The sequence below is a fragment of the Loktanella agnita genome, assembly GCF_046640325.1.
Classification (GTDB): domain Bacteria; phylum Pseudomonadota; class Alphaproteobacteria; order Rhodobacterales; family Rhodobacteraceae; genus Yoonia; species Yoonia agnita.
Genome location: NZ_JBJMBF010000006.1, coordinates 139,665 through 158,063, shown reverse-complemented (window position 1 = coordinate 158,063; position 18,399 = coordinate 139,665). Strand labels below are relative to the sequence as shown.

The following is an 18,399-nucleotide window of genomic DNA, read 5'->3' as shown; positions in this document are numbered from 1 at the left end:
TAACGGTAAGACCATAACGATCCCATGCGCCCCCGACATCCTCGGGGGTTTTTTTGTGACTGATGTAACCAGATACGCGAAGGACGCGAGACAAATGACAAAAGCCATGACGGGCGCAAGAATGGTGGTTCAAGCTCTGATTGATCAGGGCGTGGACGTCGTCTTTGGATACCCTGGTGGCGCGGTCCTACCGATCTATGATGAAATCTTTCAGCAAAACCACATTCAGCACGTGCTGGTGCGCCACGAACAAGGCGCAGTACACGCGGCAGAGGGCTATGCGCGGGCAACCGGCAAGCCCGGCGTTGCTTTGGTCACATCCGGACCGGGGGCCACAAATGCGGTGACCGGCCTGACCGATGCGCTGATGGATTCGATCCCGATTATCGTGCTGACCGGGCAAGTGCCGACCTTCATGATCGGCTCTGACGCGTTTCAAGAGGCCGACACCGTCGGCATCACCCGGCCCTGCACTAAACATAACTGGCTGGTCAAAGATACCGACGCGCTCGCAGCGACCCTGCACGAGGCATTCCATGTGGCAACCTCAGGCCGCCCCGGTCCGGTGCTGGTCGACATCCCCAAGGACGTGCAGTTCGCCAATGGCCAATACACAGAGGCACGGCAAGTCGAAACCCACTACAACCCACAGGTCAAAGGTGACATCGCGATGATCACCGAACTGGCGGCGGCAATGGAAACGGCGAAACGGCCAGTTTTCTATACCGGCGGCGGCGTGATCAACTCTGGCACGGCCGCCAGCCAGCTTCTGCGCGAATTGGTCGGTGCAACGAACTTCCCGATCACCTCTACCCTGATGGGTCTGGGGGCATATCCAGCGTCCGGCGATAACTGGCTGGGTATGCTGGGGATGCACGGACTGTACGAGGCCAACATGGCCATGCATGACTGCGACCTGCTGATCAACATCGGGGCGCGGTTCGACGACCGGATCACCGGACGGATTGATGCGTTCAGCCCGGGCTCGAAAAAGGCGCATATTGATATTGATGCCTCTTCGATCAACAAGGTGATCCATGTGGATATGCCAATCTTGGGCGACGTGGCGCATGTGCTCGAAGACCTGCTGAAAATCTGGAAATCACGCGGTGCCAAAACCGATACCGAAGCGCTGAGCAAATGGTGGAGCCAGATCAATGAATGGCAGGCAATCGACTGTCTGAAATTCCGGCAGGAAGGCAGCATCATCAAACCGCAGTACGCGCTGCAACGGCTGGAAGCCCTGACCAAGAAGCATGACCGCTACATCTGTACAGAGGTCGGCCAGCACCAAATGTGGGCCGCGCAATATCTGGGGTTCGAGGATCCAAACCGCTGGATGACATCGGGCGGACTGGGCACAATGGGTTATGGCTTTCCTTCGTCAATCGGCGTGCAGATGGGCCATCCCGATGCGCTGGTGATCAATGTCGCGGGCGAGGCGTCTTGGCTGATGAACATGCAGGAACTGGGCACCGCGATGCAATACCGGCTGCCGGTCAAACAGTTCATCCTGAACAATGAACGGCTGGGCATGGTGCGGCAATGGCAGGAACTGCTGCACGGCGAACGCTACTCCTCCAGCTGGTCAGAGGCGCTGCCCGATTTCGTCAAACTGGCCGAAGCATTCGGGGCCAAAGGCATCCAGTGTTCTGACCCGGATAGCCTCGATGATGCGATCATGGAAATGATCACCCATGACGGGCCGGTCCTGTTCGACTGTCTGGTGGAAAAGCACGAAAACTGCTTCCCGATGATCCCTTCTGGCAAGGCTCATAACGAAATGCTGCTGGGCGAAGACGCGGATACCGCGAACGCCATCCAGACAGGCGGCGCAGTTCTGGTCTAGTCATCTGACCGACGCAGAAATAGTCTGATCTCGCAAACATCCTGGCTTTGCGAGATCACCATTTCAGGAAAGCACATGCCCCTCGCCAATTACACCGTCGGCTCTCCGTCACGCCCCGCCATTACACATGATAATGGCTTTCTTGACCAATTTGCGCCGCGCGCGGCAACCTTTGCGGATCGGGCCTCATACACCTACTGGCATGGCAAGCTAGAGGCTGCAGAAGCGGCACAGGATGTCCCACTGTTGCCGCACAATGACATTCCCGATGCGCTGGCGGCATACCGTCACTTTCTCGAAGGTACGGGCACGACGCGGACGTTTTCTTATGAACGCTACGTCTCGAACGATTCATCCGGGGCGACGATGCTGCGCAATGCCATCATCGAAGCAAAATCAGCGGCCTCAGCGCTTTACAGCGGCCTGCCAACACCCGGTTCCACCAGCTTTGATTTCACCGGAACAGCGCTCACCGTGCGGGCCAACAGCGTTGAATTCCCCTATCCCGCAACAGAAAATTGGCAAAAAGCTATCGGCGCACATGTTTTCTGGATCAGCGGATCGGTCAGCGTCACGCATGTTTCACCTGACCAGCCGGCATTTGATCTGACCTTCACCATCCACGCCGAGGATCAATACAACTTCAACCCCGGCCAAGCCGACATCGCAACCGGTATTCCCGACAGCGCCAATGGCGTCTTCGAAGTGACGGGTCTTGCCCAAGGCTATCGCAACGAGGCTACCCTCACCCGGCGGGTGCAGTGGACCGGCCCCACACCAACCGGCACTCATACCGTGACAGATGCCCCCACGCGGCGGCAACGCCCGCCCAACAACAATCGCCGCATCAGGAACTTGATGTGATCGGAAAGAAAACCATATGGGCGTTGATCGTCGCTGGCGCTCTTGGCATGGCTGCGCTGGTTTCGCTCGCCGAACGCGACGTGAACGCAACAACGAAGGCTGAACTCATGACCCATGCGAAAACCGATCTTGAGATGCTGAGCCGGTTCATCACGCTTGACCCCATGCCTGAAGCGGCCCTGTGGGAAAGCGTGACTTTGTCCGGCGGGTCTGATTGGACCCTGACTGCGCTGATCACATATGCCGCAGCGGATCGCGCCGCACTGATCGCGCAGATGCCCCCGGAACCCGGCGGTTTCACTTTTCCAGCCCCTGCATGGCTGCCCGATGATACGGCCATGTTTCTGCAGATGACCGAAGGGACAATCCGCAGTGAACATACGCTTTCACCAACACCGTTTTTCAAATCCCCATTGTTGAACGGCAACGCATTGGCTGCGGGTGAAACGCAGCTTTTGATCGTACTTCAGACCCAATGATAAATGGTTAGCTGACCGTCCGATGCAGTCCGATGGAATTCCGATGGAATTCCGATCGCCCAAAACAAGGTTTTTCCATGTCTCCGCTCAAGATCAAAGAAGGCTCCACCAGCCACTCCGCCTACAACCTACGGCCCAATTATTCCGATACTGTGGAACGGCACACGCTGGCGGTTCTGGTCGAAAATGAACCCGGCGTGCTGGCGCGCGTCATCGGGCTGTTTTCCGGGCGCGGCTACAACATCGACAGCCTCACCGTGGCCGAAGTCGACCACACAGGCCACCGGTCGCGCATCACCATCGTGACCTCTGGCACGCCGCAAATCATCACCCAGATCAAGGCGCAACTGGGCCGGATCGTCCCGGTCCATGACGTGCACGACCTGACCGTAGAAGGGCCATCGGTCGAACGTGAATTAGCACTGCTCAAAGTCTCCGGCACCGGCGATCACCGGATCGAAGCGATCAGGCTGGCCGATATATTCCGGGCCAATGTGGTCGATAGCACATTGGAATCATTCGTTTTTGAGATCACGGGCACGCCAGAAAAAATTGACGCTTTTGCCGATCTGATGCGGCCATTAGGCCTACAGGAAGTGGCACGCACAGGCGTTGCGGCGCTCGCGCGCGGCGCGCTGTAAGGCAACCTCGCGCATCCTGTGGGCGCAACAGGACGCGCAGAGGCGCCGATAAGCCGGGTCAGAGGCTGACCCGGCTCTCGTCTCTTCAGGACGCTGGCAACATACCGTTTTCGACCCCGACAGAGATTTCCTCGGCATCCAACAGGCCATCCCCTGATGAATCCAATATGGTAAAGTCATCCTCTGTCATTTCGGGCATGGCAGCTTGCAATTCGGGAAAGCTGTACATCCCATCACCGTTGACATCGATGGCAGCATCCTGTGCGAATGCCGGTGCCGTCAGCGCGACAACAAGCGCCATTGGCGTCATCAGCTTTGTCGTATGGGTCATCTTTTTTCTCCATTACTAGGACTATTTGAAGGTCGTTGCCTTCGAAACAACACATGGTGCATCAGCACCTTACTTTCCATATCCCCCTGAAATATGTCGTAAAAACGGCGCATATCTGCTGAATTGCGAAACAGTGCCCGCATAATGATGCCTATGTCTGCAAAATCGCAACAAGTTGATCGACGAATATCTTGATTTCCATATTACCGACGACAAAACATCGCAAAAGCGACCATTCCCTGCTCCGTACGGTGCATTACACTTTCTAAAGCCTATCATTTGGTAGTCTCTCCCAGCATCTTTGCGAAACGCTACGATCTGCACGTCGACACCTTATTGTACGGTCTCCTCTTGTCCCTGCCCGCCTTGCGATACAGGTTAGAACAAACAGAACAGGAAGACCCATGGCCCCGCGCAAGATTATCATCGACACCGACCCCGGACAGGACGACGCTGTCGCCATCCTGCTCGCCCTCGCCTCGCCTGAGGATATCGACCTTCTGGGGATCACAGCCGTGGCGGGAAACGTTCCGCTGGAGCTCACGGCAAAGAACGTGCGTATTGTTTGCGAACTCGCTGGCAAACCAGAAACCAAAGTCTTTGCAGGCTGTGACAAGCCGATGCACCGCAAGCTGGTCACAGCGGAGCACGTACATGGCAAAACCGGGTTAGACGGCCCGCCGATGGATGACCCGACCATGCCGGTGCAAGAACAGCATGGCGTTGATTTCATTATTGAAACCCTCCGCAACGAACCCGCTGGCACGGTGACGCTTTGCCCCATCGGGCCGCTGACCAATATCGCCACAGCTTTCGAACGCGCCCCTGATATCATTTCGCGCGTGCAGGAAATCGTGCTGATGGGCGGCGCTTATTTTGAGGTGGGCAACATCACCCCCACGGCCGAATTCAACATCTATGTGGACCCAGAGGCTGCCAAAATCGTGTTTGATGCAGGCGCACCGCTAACAGTTATGCCGCTTGATGTGACCCACAAGGCACTGACCACAAAGACGCGCATCGACGCATTCCGCGCCATGAAAACGAAAGTTGGCGATCACGTCGCGGCTTGGACCGATTTCTTTGAACGGTTCGACATGGAAAAATACGGCTCCGAAGGGGCGCCGCTGCATGACCCTTGCACCATTGCTTATCTGATCGCGCCGCAATTATTCCAAGGGCGCCAGATCAATGTGGAGATTGAGACCGGCTCTGACCTAACCCTTGGCATGACAGTCGCCGATTGGTGGCGGATCACCGACCGGCCCAAGAACGCGATGTTCATGAAGGATATTGATGCGGCGGGTTTTTATGCTTTGCTGGCTGACCGATTGGCGCGGCTGTGAAAATACCGTTCGACAATAGCTACTTCCGGCTGCCCGCGCAGATGCATGCCGCGCAACTGCCGACCCCGGTGAAAGACCCGCAGATCATCGCGGTAAACACGCCGCTGGCGGACAAGCTGGGGATCACGCTGGGCGATGATGCAACCGCTGTCTTTGCGGGAAATAGCATCCCCGACGGGGCCAACCCGCTGGCGCAGGCCTATGCGGGCCATCAGTTCGGCAATTGGAATCCGCAACTGGGCGACGGGCGCGCGATCCTGCTGGGCGAGGTCGTGGATAGCGATGGCATTCGGCGTGACATCCAGCTGAAAGGCGCGGGTCCGACGCCATTCTCACGGCGCGGTGACGGGCGGGCCTGGCTGGGGCCAGTCATGCGCGAGTATCTGATGAGCGAAGCGATGTATGCGATGGGCGTGCCCACAACCCGCGCGCTGGCCGCAGTGACGACAGGGGAAGATGTCTATCGAGAAGAGCCCCTGCCAGGTGCGATCATCACCCGCGTCGCCCAAAGCCATATTCGCGTCGGCACGTTCCAGTTCTTTGCCGCACGCGGCGATCTTGAGGCGCTGCAAGCCCTGACCGATCACGTCATCGCGCGACACTATCCCGGTGCCGACGGCCCCGCCGCCCTGTTGGACGCTGTGATCGAACGCTACGCGCGGTTGATCGCCCGCTGGATGGGGCTGGGCTTTATTCATGGGGTGATGAACACCGATAATGTTGCGATTGCGGGGGAAACGATTGATTACGGCCCTTGCGCCTTTATCGACCATTTCCACCCTGATACTGTGTTCAGCAGCATCGACCAATATGGCCGTTATGCCTATTCCAATCAGCCCGGCATCGGGGCGTGGAACATGGCACAGTTTGCAACGGCACTCATCCCGCTGATGGATGACCGGGACCAAGCGATTGAAGGTTTCACCGCTGCGGTGAATCGCTTTCCAGACGTCTATCAATCCGCATGGCTGCGGGTTTTTGCGACCAAGCTGGGCATTACCAACCCGGTCGCGGAAGATGTCACGTTAATCAATGACCTACTTGACCTGATGGCCAAAGACAGCGCTGATTTCACGAATGTTTTTGCCAATATAGGGCAACTGCAGGCGCGCGATCAATTCCTCGACCGCAGCGCATTCGATACGTGGGAGGTGCGCCGTCAAGCACGTGCCAGCGCCGACGCAGAGACCGTGATGGCGCAAGCGAACCCACAGATCATCCCGCGCAATCACCGTATTGAAGAAGCCATTCAAGCAGGACGGCATGGCGATATGGCACCATTCCACGCGCTGCTGGCCGCAGTGACCCAGCCTTATAAGCTGACACCAGAAACGGAAAAATACACACGTGCGCCAACTATGGATGAACGGGTTACGCGGACGTTTTGTGGCACGTGATAGCGGGTTGCGGTTTCAGCGGCCCAGCATCCATTCCCCATCCGGCCAGAACGCATGAAAGGCAAAGGCGAACATTACATCATGCGCCAGATCGCGACCCGCTGCATCCCTGACCCGCACATTGCCGACATCGCGCCCTGATGCCAGGCGCGCGTCATCAAGGGCCGAGGCTTGCCCCGCCTGCCAGCTGAGCGTCACGCCCGCCTCGGTCAGCGTGCCGTCAGCGGCCAATCGGGTCAGCGGCCATGCACGATCCCCGACACGCACGACCCGTTCCAGGGCCGGAATATTATGAGGCGGCAATTCCCCCGAATACAGAAATGGGCGGGTTGAACTATCGTAACGCACATAAGGGTTTGCACCGTAGTCCCGCCGAAAATCCGGCTGCACCATGACCAGCCCCTGCGGGTTGCGTGTCGCGAACGCCTCCCAGCTTTCCATCCAGCTTGGCAGGCTTTGCAATTCAGTGCCGGTCAGCGCGCCGACAATCGCGTCGCCCGTCGCCTGCTGCCACCAGCTTTCTGTTTCGCGGTCAAACATGATCATATCGGAATTGCGCAGTTTGCCCGAAACGCCGAAAGTCAGCACACTGTCGGATATGCGCCGATCAAAGGTGATCCCTGAATTACACAAAGGGCAGAAGGTGACCGCAACCGGAATGCTGCCCACCTCATCATTCACGATCTCATGCCATGTCAGATAGCGGATGGGATAGGCGCGCGGGACTTCGCCCGCGATTTCAAGCGTGATAACAGGTTCACGGGGCTGGAGTTGGTCTTCGGCAGATACGGGCTGAAAATCTGGGTTTTCCAGCGCAGGAATACCATCTTTGGGCGGCCCGCCAGATATGATCTCTACCCAGCTTTCCACGTTAGTCTGTGAAAAATCGGTGTTCGGCCATTCATGGCGCCAGAACTCAGGACCTGCCGCCAAGATATTGGCAGCCAGACAAAATATCGCGACGAAAGAAAAAAGACGCATAGGACACTCCGCATTTGGTAGCAGAGTGGCTGATATATGTGGGCAGGCCTATCCCCCTCGCAGGAATGTGAGGGGGATAGGCGCATTGATTATTCGGTGACGCGTACTTCGTTCATCACGTCAGGCTGTCCGATGACAGCACCATTTGGCCCGGTGCCGCGCTTGATCGCGTCGACCACATCCATGCCGGATGTCACTTCGCCAACGACGGTATATTGCCCGTTCAGGAAATAGCCCGGTTCAAACATGATAAAGAACTGGCTATTGGCAGAATTCGGGCTGCGACCACGGGCCATGCCAACAACGCCACGCTCGAACGGGCGATCCGAGAATTCGGCGGGGATGTCACCGAACTGCGATCCGCCGGTGCCTGCGCGCGACAGATCACCACCAAGGATGCCATTCTGCACGTCGCCTGTCTGGGCCATGAAACCGTCAATCACCCGGTGAAAGACGATCCCATTGTAATCGCCTGCGTCGGCGATTGCAGCAATTTGTGCGACATGGTTTGGCGCGACATCTTCGAACAGGTCGATGACGATAGTGCCGTTCGCCTCACCCGTGACGTCGATCTCTAGCCCGGCGGCCAAGGCCGGCGCGGCCAGCACGCTCAGGACAGCGGCGAGCTTAAACATCGGCGGCCACCTTAACGCTGATCATGCGGTCGGGGTTCATCGGTGGCTCACCCCGGGTGATCGCGTCCACATGTTCCATGCCAGAGGTCACCTGACCATAAACAGTGTATTGCCCATTCAGGAAATCATTATCGCTGAAGTTGATAAAGAATTGGCTGTTGGCAGAATTCGGATTCTGCGACCGTGCCGCGCCCAGCGAACCGCGTGCGTGCGGAACTTTCGAAAACTCGGCAGGCAAGTCAGGCAGTTCGGACCCGCCTGTACCGGCGCGGCCAATGTTGAAATCGTTTTCCATATTGCCATTTGCCACATCGCCGGTCTGTGCCATGAAACCGTCGATAACTCGGTGAAACGCCACATTGTCATAGGCACCGGCGCGGGCCAGTTCCTTCATCCGGGCAGTGTGCTGCGGTGCCACGTCGGGCAGCAGTTCGATGATCACATCGCCACCCTTCAGGGTCATGATGATCGTGTTTTCGGGGTCTTTGATATCGGCCATTGGGGGTACTCCTTACCTCTCGCGTTGGGCAATCACATATTGCGTGAGGCGCTGATTGCCAACCCGCCCCTGTTGACGCGGGCCACGCATTGCCGCAACAAGTCCGTGAACTGGAACTTCGGGGATCGGCTGATGGCTTGGAAAACACTTGACGACATGGATTTTGCGGGCAAACGGGCGCTGGTCCGGGTCGATATCAACGTACCCGTCGAAGACGGCAAGGTGACCGACACCACAAGGATCGAACGAATCGTACCCACGGTTGAGGATATCCAAGCCAAGGGCGGCAAAGTGATCCTGATGGCGCATTTTGGCCGCCCCAAGGGTAAAACCGTCCCGGATATGTCGCTGGAAATCATTGCCCCGACCGTGGCTGATGTGCTGGGCCTACCGGTGACTTGGGTGAATTCCGATTTTGGCGATGCGGTAGCCGATATGGAAGGCGACGAGGTTTTGTTGTTGGAGAACCTGCGCTTCAATCCCGGCGAGGAATCGAACGATCCGGCCTTCGCCAAACGTCTCGCTACCCTTGGCGATATCTATGTGAATGATGCGTTTTCCGCCGCTCACCGCGCTCATGCCAGCACAGAGGCACTGGCAAAGCTGCTTCCCGCTTGTGCAGGCCGTCTGATGGCCGAAGAGCTGGAGGCACTGGAAAAGGCGCTTGGAAACCCCGAACGCCCGGTGGTGGCTGTGGTCGGCGGCGCGAAAGTGTCGACCAAGCTTGATCTGCTCGCAAATCTGGTGACCAAGGTCGATGCGCTGGTGATCGGGGGCGGCATGGCCAATACATTTCTTGCCGCGCAGGGGCTGGATGTGGGCAAATCGCTTTGCGAACATGACATGACCGCCACCGCGCGCGAGATTGCAGAGAAAGCCGCCGCCGCAGGCTGCGAAATCCTGCTGCCCCGTGATGTTGTGATTGCGCGGGAATTCAAGGCGGGTGCTGATAGCAGCGTCGTGATGGCCGAAGATTGCCCGGCAGATGCGATGATCCTTGACGCCGGACCGGATAGTGTGACCCACATCGCGCAGCTTTTTGAGCGCTGCAAGACGCTGATTTGGAACGGCCCCCTTGGCGCGTTCGAGATCAGCCCGTTTGATGCAGCCACCAATGCTGCCGCTGCCAAGGCGGTTGAACTAACCAAGGCAGGCCAGCTTGTCACCGTTGCCGGTGGTGGTGATACGGTTGCTGCGTTGAACAAAGCCGGTGCGGCGGATGCGTTCACCTATACCTCCACCGCTGGCGGTGCCTTTCTTGAGTGGATGGAAGGTAAGACACTGCCGGGCGTTGCGGCGCTCGGCTAGGTAGCGTCTGAAAGTTACGCTTTAGAACGAAAATCGCGGCGGCAAGACCCGGCGCGATTACGTCAAGGATCGAGTGTTTCTTCAGGCCGCATTAAATTTCGACTGACAAAGTAACGGTTACCAAACTTTTAACGCAATCCTCCGGAATGTTAGCGCAACCGACATTGTGCCACGGTTTCAGCCTGTTAAATGCGTAGAGAATAAGCGCAACAGGGGGACCACAGACCATGCAAACCACCAAGATCGTCCAAAAAATTCTATCGAACTACGAAGGCGACACCCCCGGCGTGAAAGCCAACCTTGCCCGGATATTGATGAACGGCAAACTGGGCGGGACCGGCAAGATGATTATTCTGCCCGTTGATCAAGGCTTTGAACACGGACCCGCACGGTCGTTTGCGCCCAACCCTGCGGCCTATGATCCGCATTATCATTACCAGCTGGCGATTGATGCCGGGCTGAACGCCTACGCCGCCCCGTTGGGCATGCTCGAAGCAGGGGCCGATACATTTGCCGGGCAGATCCCGACAATCCTGAAGGTGAATTCCGCCAATTCGCTGATCCCTGACGCCGCCCCGAAAACGCAGGCGATCACAGCCTCCGTCGATGACGCGCTGCGTTTGGGCTGTTCGGCCATCGGTTTCACTGTTTATCCCGGCTCTTCCGCGGCGCTGAATATGTTCGGCGACATCGCTGAAATGCGGCGCGAAGCGGCAGCCAAAGGGGTTGCCACGGTGATCTGGTCTTATCCACGTGGAGAGGCACTGAACAAGGATGGCGAAACGGCCATCGACATCGCTGCCTATGCCGCCCAGATTGCAGCACTTCTTGGGGCGCATATCATCAAGATCAAGCTGAGCACCGATCATCTGAGCCTGCCAGAAGCGAAGAAAGTCTATGAGGCGCAAGGCATTGATATCGCGAGCCAAGCCGCCCGCGTGCGGCACTGTGTGCAAAGCGCCTTTGATGGTCGGCGGCTCATGGTGTTCTCAGGCGGTGCGGCCAAAGGCACAGACGCCGTTTATGACGATGCCCGCGCGATCCGCGACGGTGGCGGGAACGGGTCGATCATTGGGCGCAACTCTTTCCAGCGGGATCGTGATGATGCTTTGGATATGCTGGACAAGCTGATTGATATCTATCGCGGCAAGGACTGACAGGTCACACCCTGCGCCCTGCGGCAATTTGGGGATTCACTTTGCGGATCGTTTGTGCGAATCTATCCATCAGTCGCCCGTCAGAGGCGACAGATGAGGCACGTTCATGTCGCGACGCAACCTACCGCCGCTAGGCACGGTTTTCTTTTTCCTGGGCACTTTGATGCTTGGACTCTATTTCACCTTTGCCGCCGTGCAAGGGGATTACGGGCTATTCAAACGCATCGAAATCCAGGCCGAGGGCCGTGCGCTGGCGTTCGAGCTGGAGGCTTTGGAAAAAGAGGTCGCGCGGATGGAAAACCTGACCACGCGCCTGTCCGACAATTTTCTTGACCTTGATCTGCTGGATGAACAGGCCCGCGACGTGCTGGGCCTGATCCGCGCAGATGAGATCGTCATCCGCTGAGCGCAAGGCTGTTATGACCTTCGGGCGTGGCAGAGGGGCACATTGCCCCTCGCAATCTGCGCGCGCATGATGTAATAGATAGTTTAACGCTAAACTATATTACACAAGCGCTGGAGGAATGCATATGCCGCCCAAAAAGGCCGCCGCAACGCCCAATGTCTCAGCCGAGGAATTGCTGGGTCACTACCGTGAAATGCTGCTGATCCGGCGGTTCGAAGAAAAGGCGGGCCAATTGTACGGCATGGGCCTGATCGGTGGTTTTTGTCACCTTTATATCGGGCAAGAAGCCGTCGTTGTCGGGCTGGAAGCCGCCGCAAAGGAAGGTGACAAGCGCGTCACATCCTACCGTGACCACGGCCATATGCTGGCCTGCGGCATGGACCCCAAGGGCATCATGGCAGAGCTGACCGGCCGCGAAGGCGGCTTTTCCAAAGGGAAAGGCGGCTCTATGCATATGTTCTCGAAAGAGAAGCATTTCTATGGTGGTCACGGCATCGTCGGCGCGCAGGTGCCGCTGGGTGCGGGTCTTGCCTTTGCTGACAAGTATAAAGGTAATGACAATGTGACCTTCACCTATTTTGGTGACGGCGCGGCCAACCAAGGTCAGGTTTATGAAACCTACAACATGGCAGAGCTTTGGGCGCTACCGGTGGTGTTTGTGATTGAAAACAACCAATACGCAATGGGCACATCGGTGCAGCGGTCGACCAAATCCCCCTCTCTTTGGGAGCGTGGCGCAGCTTACGGTATTTCGGGCGAAGAAGTGGACGGCATGGATGTGCTGGCAGTCAAGGCGGCTGGCGAACGTGCCGTGGCCCACTGCCGTGCGGGTGACGGACCTTATATCCTTGAGGTGAAGACCTACCGCTATCGCGGCCACTCTATGTCGGACCCGGCCAAATACCGGACCCGCGAAGAGGTGCAGAAAATGCGCGACGAACGCGATCCGATTGAGCAGGTCCGCGAAATGCTTCTGACTGGAAAACATGCCTCCGAAGATGACCTGAAAGCCATCGACAAAGAGATCAAAGGCGTCGTCAACGAAGCGGCCGAATTCTCCAAGGAAAGCCCGGAACCCGCGCTGGACGAGCTTTGGACCGATATCTACGCAACCGAAATCCCGCAGGAGGCTTGAGCCATGGCAACTGAAATTCTTATGCCCGCCCTGTCCCCCACGATGGAAGAAGGCACGCTGGCCAAATGGCTGGTCAAGGAAGGCGACACCGTGTCGTCCGGCGATATTATGGCCGAGATTGAAACCGACAAGGCCACGATGGAATTCGAGGCCGTTGACGAAGGCATCGTTGGCAAGATCGTGATTGCGGAAGGCACCGAAGGTGTGAAGGTCAATGATGTGATCGCCATCCTTGTGGAAGAAGGCGAAGAGGTCCCCGATCAGGTCGGGGACGGCGGCAGCGCAAATGATGCAGACCCTGCCAAAGAAGAAACGGAAGAGGCCCCAGCGAAAGCCCCTGCCGCTGCGGCCCCTGCAGCACCGGTTGCTGATGTCACGCCTGACTGGGCCGAGGATGTCGAAACCAAATCCACGACCGTCCGTGAAGCCTTGCGCGATGCTATGGCCGAAGAAATGCGGCGCGACGATGAAGTGTTCCTGATGGGCGAAGAAGTCGCCGAATATCAGGGCGCTTACAAAATTTCGCAAGGTTTGCTGGATGAATTTGGCGCCAAGCGCGTGATCGACACGCCGATCACCGAACATGGCTTTGCCGGGATCGCGACAGGTGCCGCTTTTGGCGGTCTGAAGCCAATTGTCGAATTCATGACCTTCAACTTTGCCATGCAGGCAATTGACCAGATCATCAACTCTGCCGCCAAGACGCTCTATATGTCCGGCGGTCAGATGGGCGCACCTATGGTGTTTCGTGGGCCGAATGGTGCCGCTGCCCGCGTTGGTGCCCAGCACAGCCAGGACTATGCCGCATGGTACATGCAAATCCCCGGTCTGAAAGTGGTGATGCCCTATTCAGCGGCTGATGCAAAAGGTCTGCTGAAAACAGCAATCCGCGATCCCAACCCGGTGATTTTCCTGGAAAATGAAATCCTTTACGGCAAATCGTTCGACGTGCCGGTGATGGATGATTTCACCATTCCCTTTGGCAAGGCCAAAATCGAACGCGCCGGTGATGATGTGACCATCGTCAGCTTTGGGATTGGCATGACCTATGCGCTTGAAGCAGCGGAAAAGCTGGCCGAAGAGGGTATCAACGCCGAGGTGATCAACCTGCGCTCACTGCGCCCGATGGACACCGAAACGATTCTTGCCTCGGTGCGTAAGACAAACCGCTGTGTGACCGTCGAAGAAGGCTGGCCGCAAGGCAGCGTGGGTGGCTATATCAGCACTGTCATCATGCAAGAGGCCTTTGATTATCTGGACGCCCCGGTGATCAATTGCACCGGTAAGGATGTGCCGATGCCTTATGCCGCCAACCTTGAAAAGCATGCCCTTGTCACCGCTGCTGAGGTCGTTGCGGCCTGCAAGCAAGTGACTTACCGTTAAGGAGACAACGCGATGCCCACAGAAATTCTGATGCCCGCCCTGTCCCCCACAATGGAAGAAGGCACGCTTGCCAAATGGCATGTGAAGGAAGGGGACACCGTCTCTTCCGGCGACATCATGGCCGAGATTGAAACCGACAAGGCCACAATGGAATTCGAGGCGGTGGACGAAGGCGTGATGGGCAAGATCCTGATCGCCGAAGGCACCGAAGGTGTGAAAGTCAATGATGTGATCGCCATCTTGCTGGAAGACGGCGAAAGCGCGGATGACATTCAGGCGCCTGCGGAAAAAGCCGCTGAACCTGCCAAATCTAACGATGCGGCGGCAGCCAAACCAAGTGCCGAGGCCGCACCGACCAAATCCGACACGACACCAGCCCCTGCTGCTGGGACAAAAGGTGGCGAACGCATCTTTGCTTCCCCTCTTGCCCGCCGTATCGCGGCAGATAAGGGGCTTGATTTGGGAAACATCAAAGGCTCTGGTCCGCGCGGTCGGATCATCAAAGCCGATGTCGAAAATGCCAAACCCGGCGCGAAACCAGCCGCTAACACGCCCGCCAAGGCTCCTGCACCTGCATCTGCCGGTCTTGCCACCGGCCCGAGCACAGAGGTCGTGCTGAAAACCTACGAAGGCCGCCCCTTTGAAGAGGTCAAGCTGGACGGTATGCGCAAAACGATTGCCGCCCGCCTGACCGAAGCAAAGCAAAGCGTGCCGCATTTCTACCTGCGCCGTGACATCAACCTTGATGCATTGTTGAAGTTCCGCAGCCAGCTTAACAAGCAGCTGGAAGCGCGCGGTGTGAAGCTGTCGGTCAATGACTTCATCATCAAAGCCTGTGCCGTTGCCCTGCAACAGATCCCCGAGGCCAATGCCGTTTGGGCCGGTGATCGCGTGCTGCAATTCGAAAAATCGGATGTGGCCGTGGCTGTCGCGATTGAAGGCGGGCTGTTCACGCCGGTTCTGAAAGATGCCGACAACAAGACATTGTCATCCTTGTCGACCGAGATGAAGGATCTTGCACGTCGCGCCCGCGAACGCAAACTGGCACCGCATGAATATCAGGGTGGTAGCTTTGCTGTTTCCAATCTGGGCATGTTTGGCATCGACAATTTCGACGCGATCATCAACCCACCTCATGCGGCCATTTTGGCGGTGGGTGCCGGGGTGAAAAAGCCGGTTGTCGGCGAGGATGGCGAATTGGCTGTGGCGACTGTCATGTCCACGACGCTCTCTGTTGATCACCGGGTAATCGACGGCGCATTGGGGGCCAACCTGCTGCAAGCCATCAAGGACAATCTAGAAAACCCGATGACCATGCTGGCCTAATCAAATGCTGAAACAGCCCGTCAATAATTGGCGGGCTGTTTTCGGTTATCCAAAGACCAGTGATGCGTGGACCTGCGCGCCCGCCCAAGCTCCGTCGCCCACTGCAAGCGAAATTGCATGCGGCACGCGCGCTGCGTCTCCGCAGGCAAAAACACCGGGTATGTTCGTTTTCTTGCTCTCATCAGTTTCGATCATTGTGCCCAAGGCGGTTTCAACAATGCGACATCCCATCTCTTGCGCAATGGGCGTTGCCGGCGCATTGATCGACGCGGTGAAAATCCCCGCAAAGGGCAAAGCACGTCCATCCGCCAACACAACATCCGCCCCCCCATCTAAACGGTCGATGGGCGTTTCTTCGATGATGACGCCTCGGTTAACGAGTATCGCACGGGTGTCACTATCAATGGAAACCGCCCCATTGACGAAAAACGTGACCTTCCCCCAATCCGGCAGCAGCTTTGCCTGATGTATCGACATCGGGCCAGTCGCGATCACGCCGATGTCCCCTTTGCCAAGCTCATACCCGTGACAGTAAGGACAGTGGAACACATGCTGCCCCCAGCGTTCGGCAAGACCATCAATGGCTGGCAGTGCGTCCGACACACCCGTCGCAAAGACGATACGACGGCCTTTATGGACCTCTCCCGTTTGCAGTGTCACCGTAAAATCATCATTAGCACCCACAACCTGTGTCGCAAGGCCCGTTTCCCAGACAAGTGTCGGGTAGTTTTCGAGCTGAGACTTGGCGGTCGTGAAAATTTCGCCAGGGGCAATGCCGCCGAACCCTAAAAACCCATGCGCTTGTGACGCAAAGCGATTCCGGCGCTGCCCTTTGTCAATAATCATAACTTTGCGATGGGCACGCAAAAGCTGCAGGGCAGCGGCCATTCCGGCGTAGCTGCCCCCGATGACGATCACGTCATGGGTCATTTGTTAGTCCTTTTGTTGTCGATACGCCGCATGCCGTCGGGTGAAATCTGCAGCTAAGGTGGCAAGGTTGATGTTGGCAAAACGATCCAGCAACATGGCCTCTGCCTCTGCGAAAGCGCTATCCAGCGCTTTGTTGACCGATTGTTCCACCAAGCATTCGGGCGCATCCAGCTTATGGCCCATTGCGAACACGGTCGGCTCGCCCAAGGCGTCGAACAGATGGCGCAACGTGACCTTTTCCAGATTAGCCGTGATGCGCCATCCCCCCGCGTGACCGCGCTCTGATGCGACTATGCCAGCATTGCGCAAAAGCCCCATGGTGCGCCGCACTACGACCGGATTGGTGGACATGCATTGCGATAGCAGTTCGGATGTCATCGGGCCGTCGCTGTCGACCATATGCAAAAGCGCGTGAAGAACGGAGGAAAGGCGGCTGTCTCTTTTCATGTAACTTTATATGTTACGATTCTTTGAAAATTGCAAGTATCCACACCGAATGGCACGCTATTCGTTACCGGCCGCGTTCCTAGCTACAGCAAAGCTCTGTAGTGTTATTCGAACAGCTGATCCATTGTGACCGACGGCTGCGCGCAACCTGCTTCGCCCACAATCCGTGCAGGTACGCCTGCGACGGTCTTCATCGGTGGTACGTCTTCCAGCACCACAGACCCCGCGGCGATACGGGTGCAATGCCCGATGGTGATATTGCCAAGCACCTTGGCCCCGGCACCGATAAGGACGCCATTGCCAATTTTCGGGTGCCGGTCGTCATCTTCCTTGCCTGTTCCGCCCAGCGTCACTGAATGCAGCATAGAAACATTATCGCCAACAACCGCTGTTTCGCCAACAACGATAGAATGCGCATGGTCAATCATGATCCCTTTGCCGATCTTCGCAGCCGGATGAATATCTACGCCAAAGATTTCGCTGACCCGCATCTGGATAAAATAGGCCAGATCACACCGCCCATGTTCCCAAAGCCAATGGCCAAGCCGATAGGCCTGGATCGCCTGATACCCTTTGAAATACAGCAGCGGCTGTAAAAAGCGGTGGCAGGCCGGATCACGATCATAGGTTGCAACCAGATCGGCGCGGGCCGCAGCGGGCAGGTCAGGCTCTGCCACATAGGCCGCATCGGCGATTTCGCGCAGGATCTGCTCTGACATGTCAGGCGAGGCTAGCTTCATCGACATACGATAGGCCAGTGCGCCTTCAAAGCTCTGATGGTGAAGCACGCTCGCATGAATAAGCCCACCCATGAGAGGCTCGGACGCGATGGCGCGTTCCGCTTCGTCACATATCCTGTTCCAGACCGGATCGAGTTCCGCAACGGAGGGTTTGAGATTTGCCATGGCGCTGATCCTTCGCTTCAGACTACTTATGTAGTGCATTTAGGGACCATTCGCCAAGAACAAAGCTTTGATAGGTCTAATCACGCCAATTGATCGATCTTCGGCTCCGAAAGATGCATTACGACAAGTTGTAGGCAAGCCAGATAGTCAGCGTAACAGCGGGGCGGTCGTGGCGCAGCGGGAAACGCGACTGCCGCGGACATCAATGTGCCGCTACCGAATTTCGGGTGCGCTCTGCCGATCCGCTTGCGATAGTGGTCCGCGATATCCGCGTGTGCGATGATTATTCTAATTATATCTGATCGCGCGTCTTGAGGTAAAAGCAACAAGACGCGCGATGCGGCTTCGATATCGGCCAGTTGAACCGGGCGCATACTCAG

General features: G+C 57.1%; 20 protein-coding genes. 12 read left to right on the top strand and 8 right to left on the bottom strand.

Translation table 11 applies throughout. The features are described 5' to 3' along the window. The first annotated feature begins 94 nt into the window (after nucleotides 1-94). From ACJ5NV_RS08830 to ilvN, 4 genes are all read left to right on the top strand, one after another. A complete protein-coding gene (locus tag ACJ5NV_RS08830; protein WP_411643300.1) occupies nucleotides 95-1,849 on the top strand; it encodes an acetolactate synthase 3 large subunit in 1,755 nt (584 codons plus the stop codon). 75 nt (nucleotides 1,850-1,924) lie between these two features. After that, a complete protein-coding gene (locus tag ACJ5NV_RS08825; protein ID WP_411643299.1) occupies nucleotides 1,925-2,713 on the top strand; it encodes a hypothetical protein in 789 nt (262 codons plus the stop codon). After that, nucleotides 2,710-3,192, top strand: coding sequence for a hypothetical protein (locus ACJ5NV_RS08820; RefSeq protein ID WP_411643298.1), 483 nt, complete (start codon nucleotides 2,710-2,712; stop codon nucleotides 3,190-3,192). Before ACJ5NV_RS08825 ends, ACJ5NV_RS08820 begins: the two co-directional genes overlap by 4 nt. A gap of 77 nt (nucleotides 3,193-3,269) precedes the next feature. Next, nucleotides 3,270-3,833: an acetolactate synthase small subunit gene (ilvN, locus tag ACJ5NV_RS08815; protein WP_411643297.1), complete on the top strand. Its 564-nt coding sequence runs from the start codon at nucleotides 3,270-3,272 to the stop codon at nucleotides 3,831-3,833. A gap of 85 nt (nucleotides 3,834-3,918) precedes the next feature. Here the strand turns inward: ilvN and ACJ5NV_RS08810 are convergent, their stop codons facing one another. Next, complete coding sequence (locus tag ACJ5NV_RS08810) at nucleotides 3,919-4,164, bottom strand: EF-hand domain-containing protein (RefSeq protein WP_411643296.1); 246 nt, start codon at nucleotides 4,162-4,164, stop codon at nucleotides 3,919-3,921. A gap of 404 nt (nucleotides 4,165-4,568) precedes the next feature. Here ACJ5NV_RS08810 and ACJ5NV_RS08805 point away from each other — a divergent pair, with 404 nt between their 5' ends. After that, on the top strand, nucleotides 4,569-5,510 hold the full coding sequence (locus ACJ5NV_RS08805) for a nucleoside hydrolase (protein WP_411643295.1): 942 nt from the start codon (nucleotides 4,569-4,571) through the stop codon (nucleotides 5,508-5,510). Next, nucleotides 5,507-6,907, top strand: coding sequence for a protein adenylyltransferase SelO (locus ACJ5NV_RS08800; protein ID WP_411643294.1), 1,401 nt, complete (start codon nucleotides 5,507-5,509; stop codon nucleotides 6,905-6,907). Before ACJ5NV_RS08805 ends, ACJ5NV_RS08800 begins: the two co-directional genes overlap by 4 nt. 15 nt (nucleotides 6,908-6,922) lie before the next feature. Here ACJ5NV_RS08800 and ACJ5NV_RS08795 read toward each other — a convergent pair whose 3' ends face one another. From ACJ5NV_RS08795 to ACJ5NV_RS08785, 3 genes are all read right to left on the bottom strand, one after another. Further along, complete coding sequence (locus tag ACJ5NV_RS08795; RefSeq protein ID WP_411643293.1) at nucleotides 6,923-7,888, bottom strand: DUF3179 domain-containing protein; 966 nt, start codon at nucleotides 7,886-7,888, stop codon at nucleotides 6,923-6,925. A gap of 89 nt (nucleotides 7,889-7,977) precedes the next feature. Next, entirely contained in the window at nucleotides 7,978-8,523 is a 546-nt protein-coding gene (locus ACJ5NV_RS08790; protein ID WP_411643292.1) for a peptidylprolyl isomerase, read from the bottom strand. Then, nucleotides 8,516-9,022, bottom strand: coding sequence for a peptidylprolyl isomerase (locus ACJ5NV_RS08785; protein ID WP_411643291.1), 507 nt, complete (start codon nucleotides 9,020-9,022; stop codon nucleotides 8,516-8,518). The genes ACJ5NV_RS08790 and ACJ5NV_RS08785 overlap by 8 nt, the downstream gene beginning before the upstream one ends. A gap of 132 nt (nucleotides 9,023-9,154) precedes the next feature. On the opposite strand from ACJ5NV_RS08785, the gene ACJ5NV_RS08780 reads away from it, so the two are divergent. The 6 genes from ACJ5NV_RS08780 to ACJ5NV_RS08755 all read left to right on the top strand — a co-directional run bounded on the left by ACJ5NV_RS08780 (nucleotide 9,155) and on the right by ACJ5NV_RS08755 (nucleotide 15,737). Next, nucleotides 9,155-10,330, top strand: coding sequence for a phosphoglycerate kinase (locus ACJ5NV_RS08780; RefSeq protein ID WP_411643290.1), 1,176 nt, complete (start codon nucleotides 9,155-9,157; stop codon nucleotides 10,328-10,330). Nucleotides 10,331-10,557: 227 nt separating this feature from the next. Further along, nucleotides 10,558-11,487, top strand: a complete 930-nt coding sequence (locus tag ACJ5NV_RS08775; protein ID WP_411643289.1) for a class I fructose-bisphosphate aldolase — start codon at nucleotides 10,558-10,560, stop codon at nucleotides 11,485-11,487. A gap of 106 nt (nucleotides 11,488-11,593) precedes the next feature. Beyond that, a complete protein-coding gene (locus ACJ5NV_RS08770; protein WP_411643288.1) occupies nucleotides 11,594-11,893 on the top strand; it encodes an FtsB family cell division protein in 300 nt (99 codons plus the stop codon). Between the two features lie 124 nt (nucleotides 11,894-12,017). Further along, nucleotides 12,018-13,028, top strand: a complete 1,011-nt coding sequence (gene pdhA, locus ACJ5NV_RS08765) for a pyruvate dehydrogenase (acetyl-transferring) E1 component subunit alpha (protein ID WP_411643287.1) — start codon at nucleotides 12,018-12,020, stop codon at nucleotides 13,026-13,028. Between the two features lie 3 nt (nucleotides 13,029-13,031). Beyond that, a complete protein-coding gene (locus ACJ5NV_RS08760; RefSeq protein WP_411643286.1) occupies nucleotides 13,032-14,411 on the top strand; it encodes a pyruvate dehydrogenase complex E1 component subunit beta in 1,380 nt (459 codons plus the stop codon). A 12-nt stretch (nucleotides 14,412-14,423) separates the two neighbouring features. Then, nucleotides 14,424-15,737, top strand: coding sequence for a pyruvate dehydrogenase complex dihydrolipoamide acetyltransferase (locus ACJ5NV_RS08755; RefSeq protein ID WP_411643285.1), 1,314 nt, complete (start codon nucleotides 14,424-14,426; stop codon nucleotides 15,735-15,737). Nucleotides 15,738-15,782: 45 nt separating this feature from the next. Here the strand turns inward: ACJ5NV_RS08755 and ACJ5NV_RS08750 are convergent, their stop codons facing one another. The 4 genes from ACJ5NV_RS08750 to ACJ5NV_RS20440 all read right to left on the bottom strand — a co-directional run bounded on the left by ACJ5NV_RS08750 (nucleotide 15,783) and on the right by ACJ5NV_RS20440 (nucleotide 18,393). Next, entirely contained in the window at nucleotides 15,783-16,667 is an 885-nt protein-coding gene (locus ACJ5NV_RS08750) for an NAD(P)/FAD-dependent oxidoreductase (protein ID WP_411643284.1), read from the bottom strand. A 3-nt stretch (nucleotides 16,668-16,670) separates the two neighbouring features. Then, nucleotides 16,671-17,114, bottom strand: coding sequence for an RrF2 family transcriptional regulator (locus tag ACJ5NV_RS08745; protein WP_411643283.1), 444 nt, complete (start codon nucleotides 17,112-17,114; stop codon nucleotides 16,671-16,673). Between the two features lie 104 nt (nucleotides 17,115-17,218). Beyond that, nucleotides 17,219-18,019, bottom strand: coding sequence for a serine O-acetyltransferase (cysE, locus tag ACJ5NV_RS08740; protein WP_411643282.1), 801 nt, complete (start codon nucleotides 18,017-18,019; stop codon nucleotides 17,219-17,221). A gap of 80 nt (nucleotides 18,020-18,099) precedes the next feature. Further along, nucleotides 18,100-18,393, bottom strand: a complete 294-nt coding sequence (locus tag ACJ5NV_RS20440; RefSeq protein ID WP_459167122.1) for a DUF7742 family protein — start codon at nucleotides 18,391-18,393, stop codon at nucleotides 18,100-18,102. Nucleotides 18,394-18,399: the final 6 nt, after the last annotated feature.

Bases quoted from the DNA above. Each gene is read 5' to 3' on its own strand.
- ACJ5NV_RS08830 (WP_411643300.1), top strand. From the start codon at position 95: ATGACAAAAGCCATGACGGGCGCAAGAATGGTGGTTCAAGCTCTGATT.
- ACJ5NV_RS08825 (WP_411643299.1), top strand. From the start codon at position 1,925: ATGCCCCTCGCCAATTACACCGTCGGCTCTCCGTCACGCCCCGCCATT.
- ilvN (WP_411643297.1), top strand. From the start codon at position 3,270: ATGTCTCCGCTCAAGATCAAAGAAGGCTCCACCAGCCACTCCGCCTAC.
- ACJ5NV_RS08810 (WP_411643296.1), bottom strand. From the start codon at position 4,164: ATGACCCATACGACAAAGCTGATGACGCCAATGGCGCTTGTTGTCGCG.
- ACJ5NV_RS08805 (WP_411643295.1), top strand. From the start codon at position 4,569: ATGGCCCCGCGCAAGATTATCATCGACACCGACCCCGGACAGGACGAC.
- ACJ5NV_RS08795 (WP_411643293.1), bottom strand. From the start codon at position 7,888: ATGCGTCTTTTTTCTTTCGTCGCGATATTTTGTCTGGCTGCCAATATC.
- ACJ5NV_RS08790 (WP_411643292.1), bottom strand. From the start codon at position 8,523: ATGTTTAAGCTCGCCGCTGTCCTGAGCGTGCTGGCCGCGCCGGCCTTG.
- ACJ5NV_RS08785 (WP_411643291.1), bottom strand. From the start codon at position 9,022: ATGGCCGATATCAAAGACCCCGAAAACACGATCATCATGACCCTGAAG.
- ACJ5NV_RS08780 (WP_411643290.1), top strand. From the start codon at position 9,155: ATGGCTTGGAAAACACTTGACGACATGGATTTTGCGGGCAAACGGGCG.
- ACJ5NV_RS08775 (WP_411643289.1), top strand. From the start codon at position 10,558: ATGCAAACCACCAAGATCGTCCAAAAAATTCTATCGAACTACGAAGGC.
- ACJ5NV_RS08770 (WP_411643288.1), top strand. From the start codon at position 11,594: ATGTCGCGACGCAACCTACCGCCGCTAGGCACGGTTTTCTTTTTCCTG.
- pdhA (WP_411643287.1), top strand. From the start codon at position 12,018: ATGCCGCCCAAAAAGGCCGCCGCAACGCCCAATGTCTCAGCCGAGGAA.
- ACJ5NV_RS08760 (WP_411643286.1), top strand. From the start codon at position 13,032: ATGGCAACTGAAATTCTTATGCCCGCCCTGTCCCCCACGATGGAAGAA.
- ACJ5NV_RS08755 (WP_411643285.1), top strand. From the start codon at position 14,424: ATGCCCACAGAAATTCTGATGCCCGCCCTGTCCCCCACAATGGAAGAA.
- ACJ5NV_RS08750 (WP_411643284.1), bottom strand. From the start codon at position 16,667: ATGACCCATGACGTGATCGTCATCGGGGGCAGCTACGCCGGAATGGCC.
- ACJ5NV_RS08745 (WP_411643283.1), bottom strand. From the start codon at position 17,114: ATGAAAAGAGACAGCCGCCTTTCCTCCGTTCTTCACGCGCTTTTGCAT.
- cysE (WP_411643282.1), bottom strand. From the start codon at position 18,019: ATGGCAAATCTCAAACCCTCCGTTGCGGAACTCGATCCGGTCTGGAAC.
- ACJ5NV_RS20440 (WP_459167122.1), bottom strand. From the start codon at position 18,393: ATGCGCCCGGTTCAACTGGCCGATATCGAAGCCGCATCGCGCGTCTTG.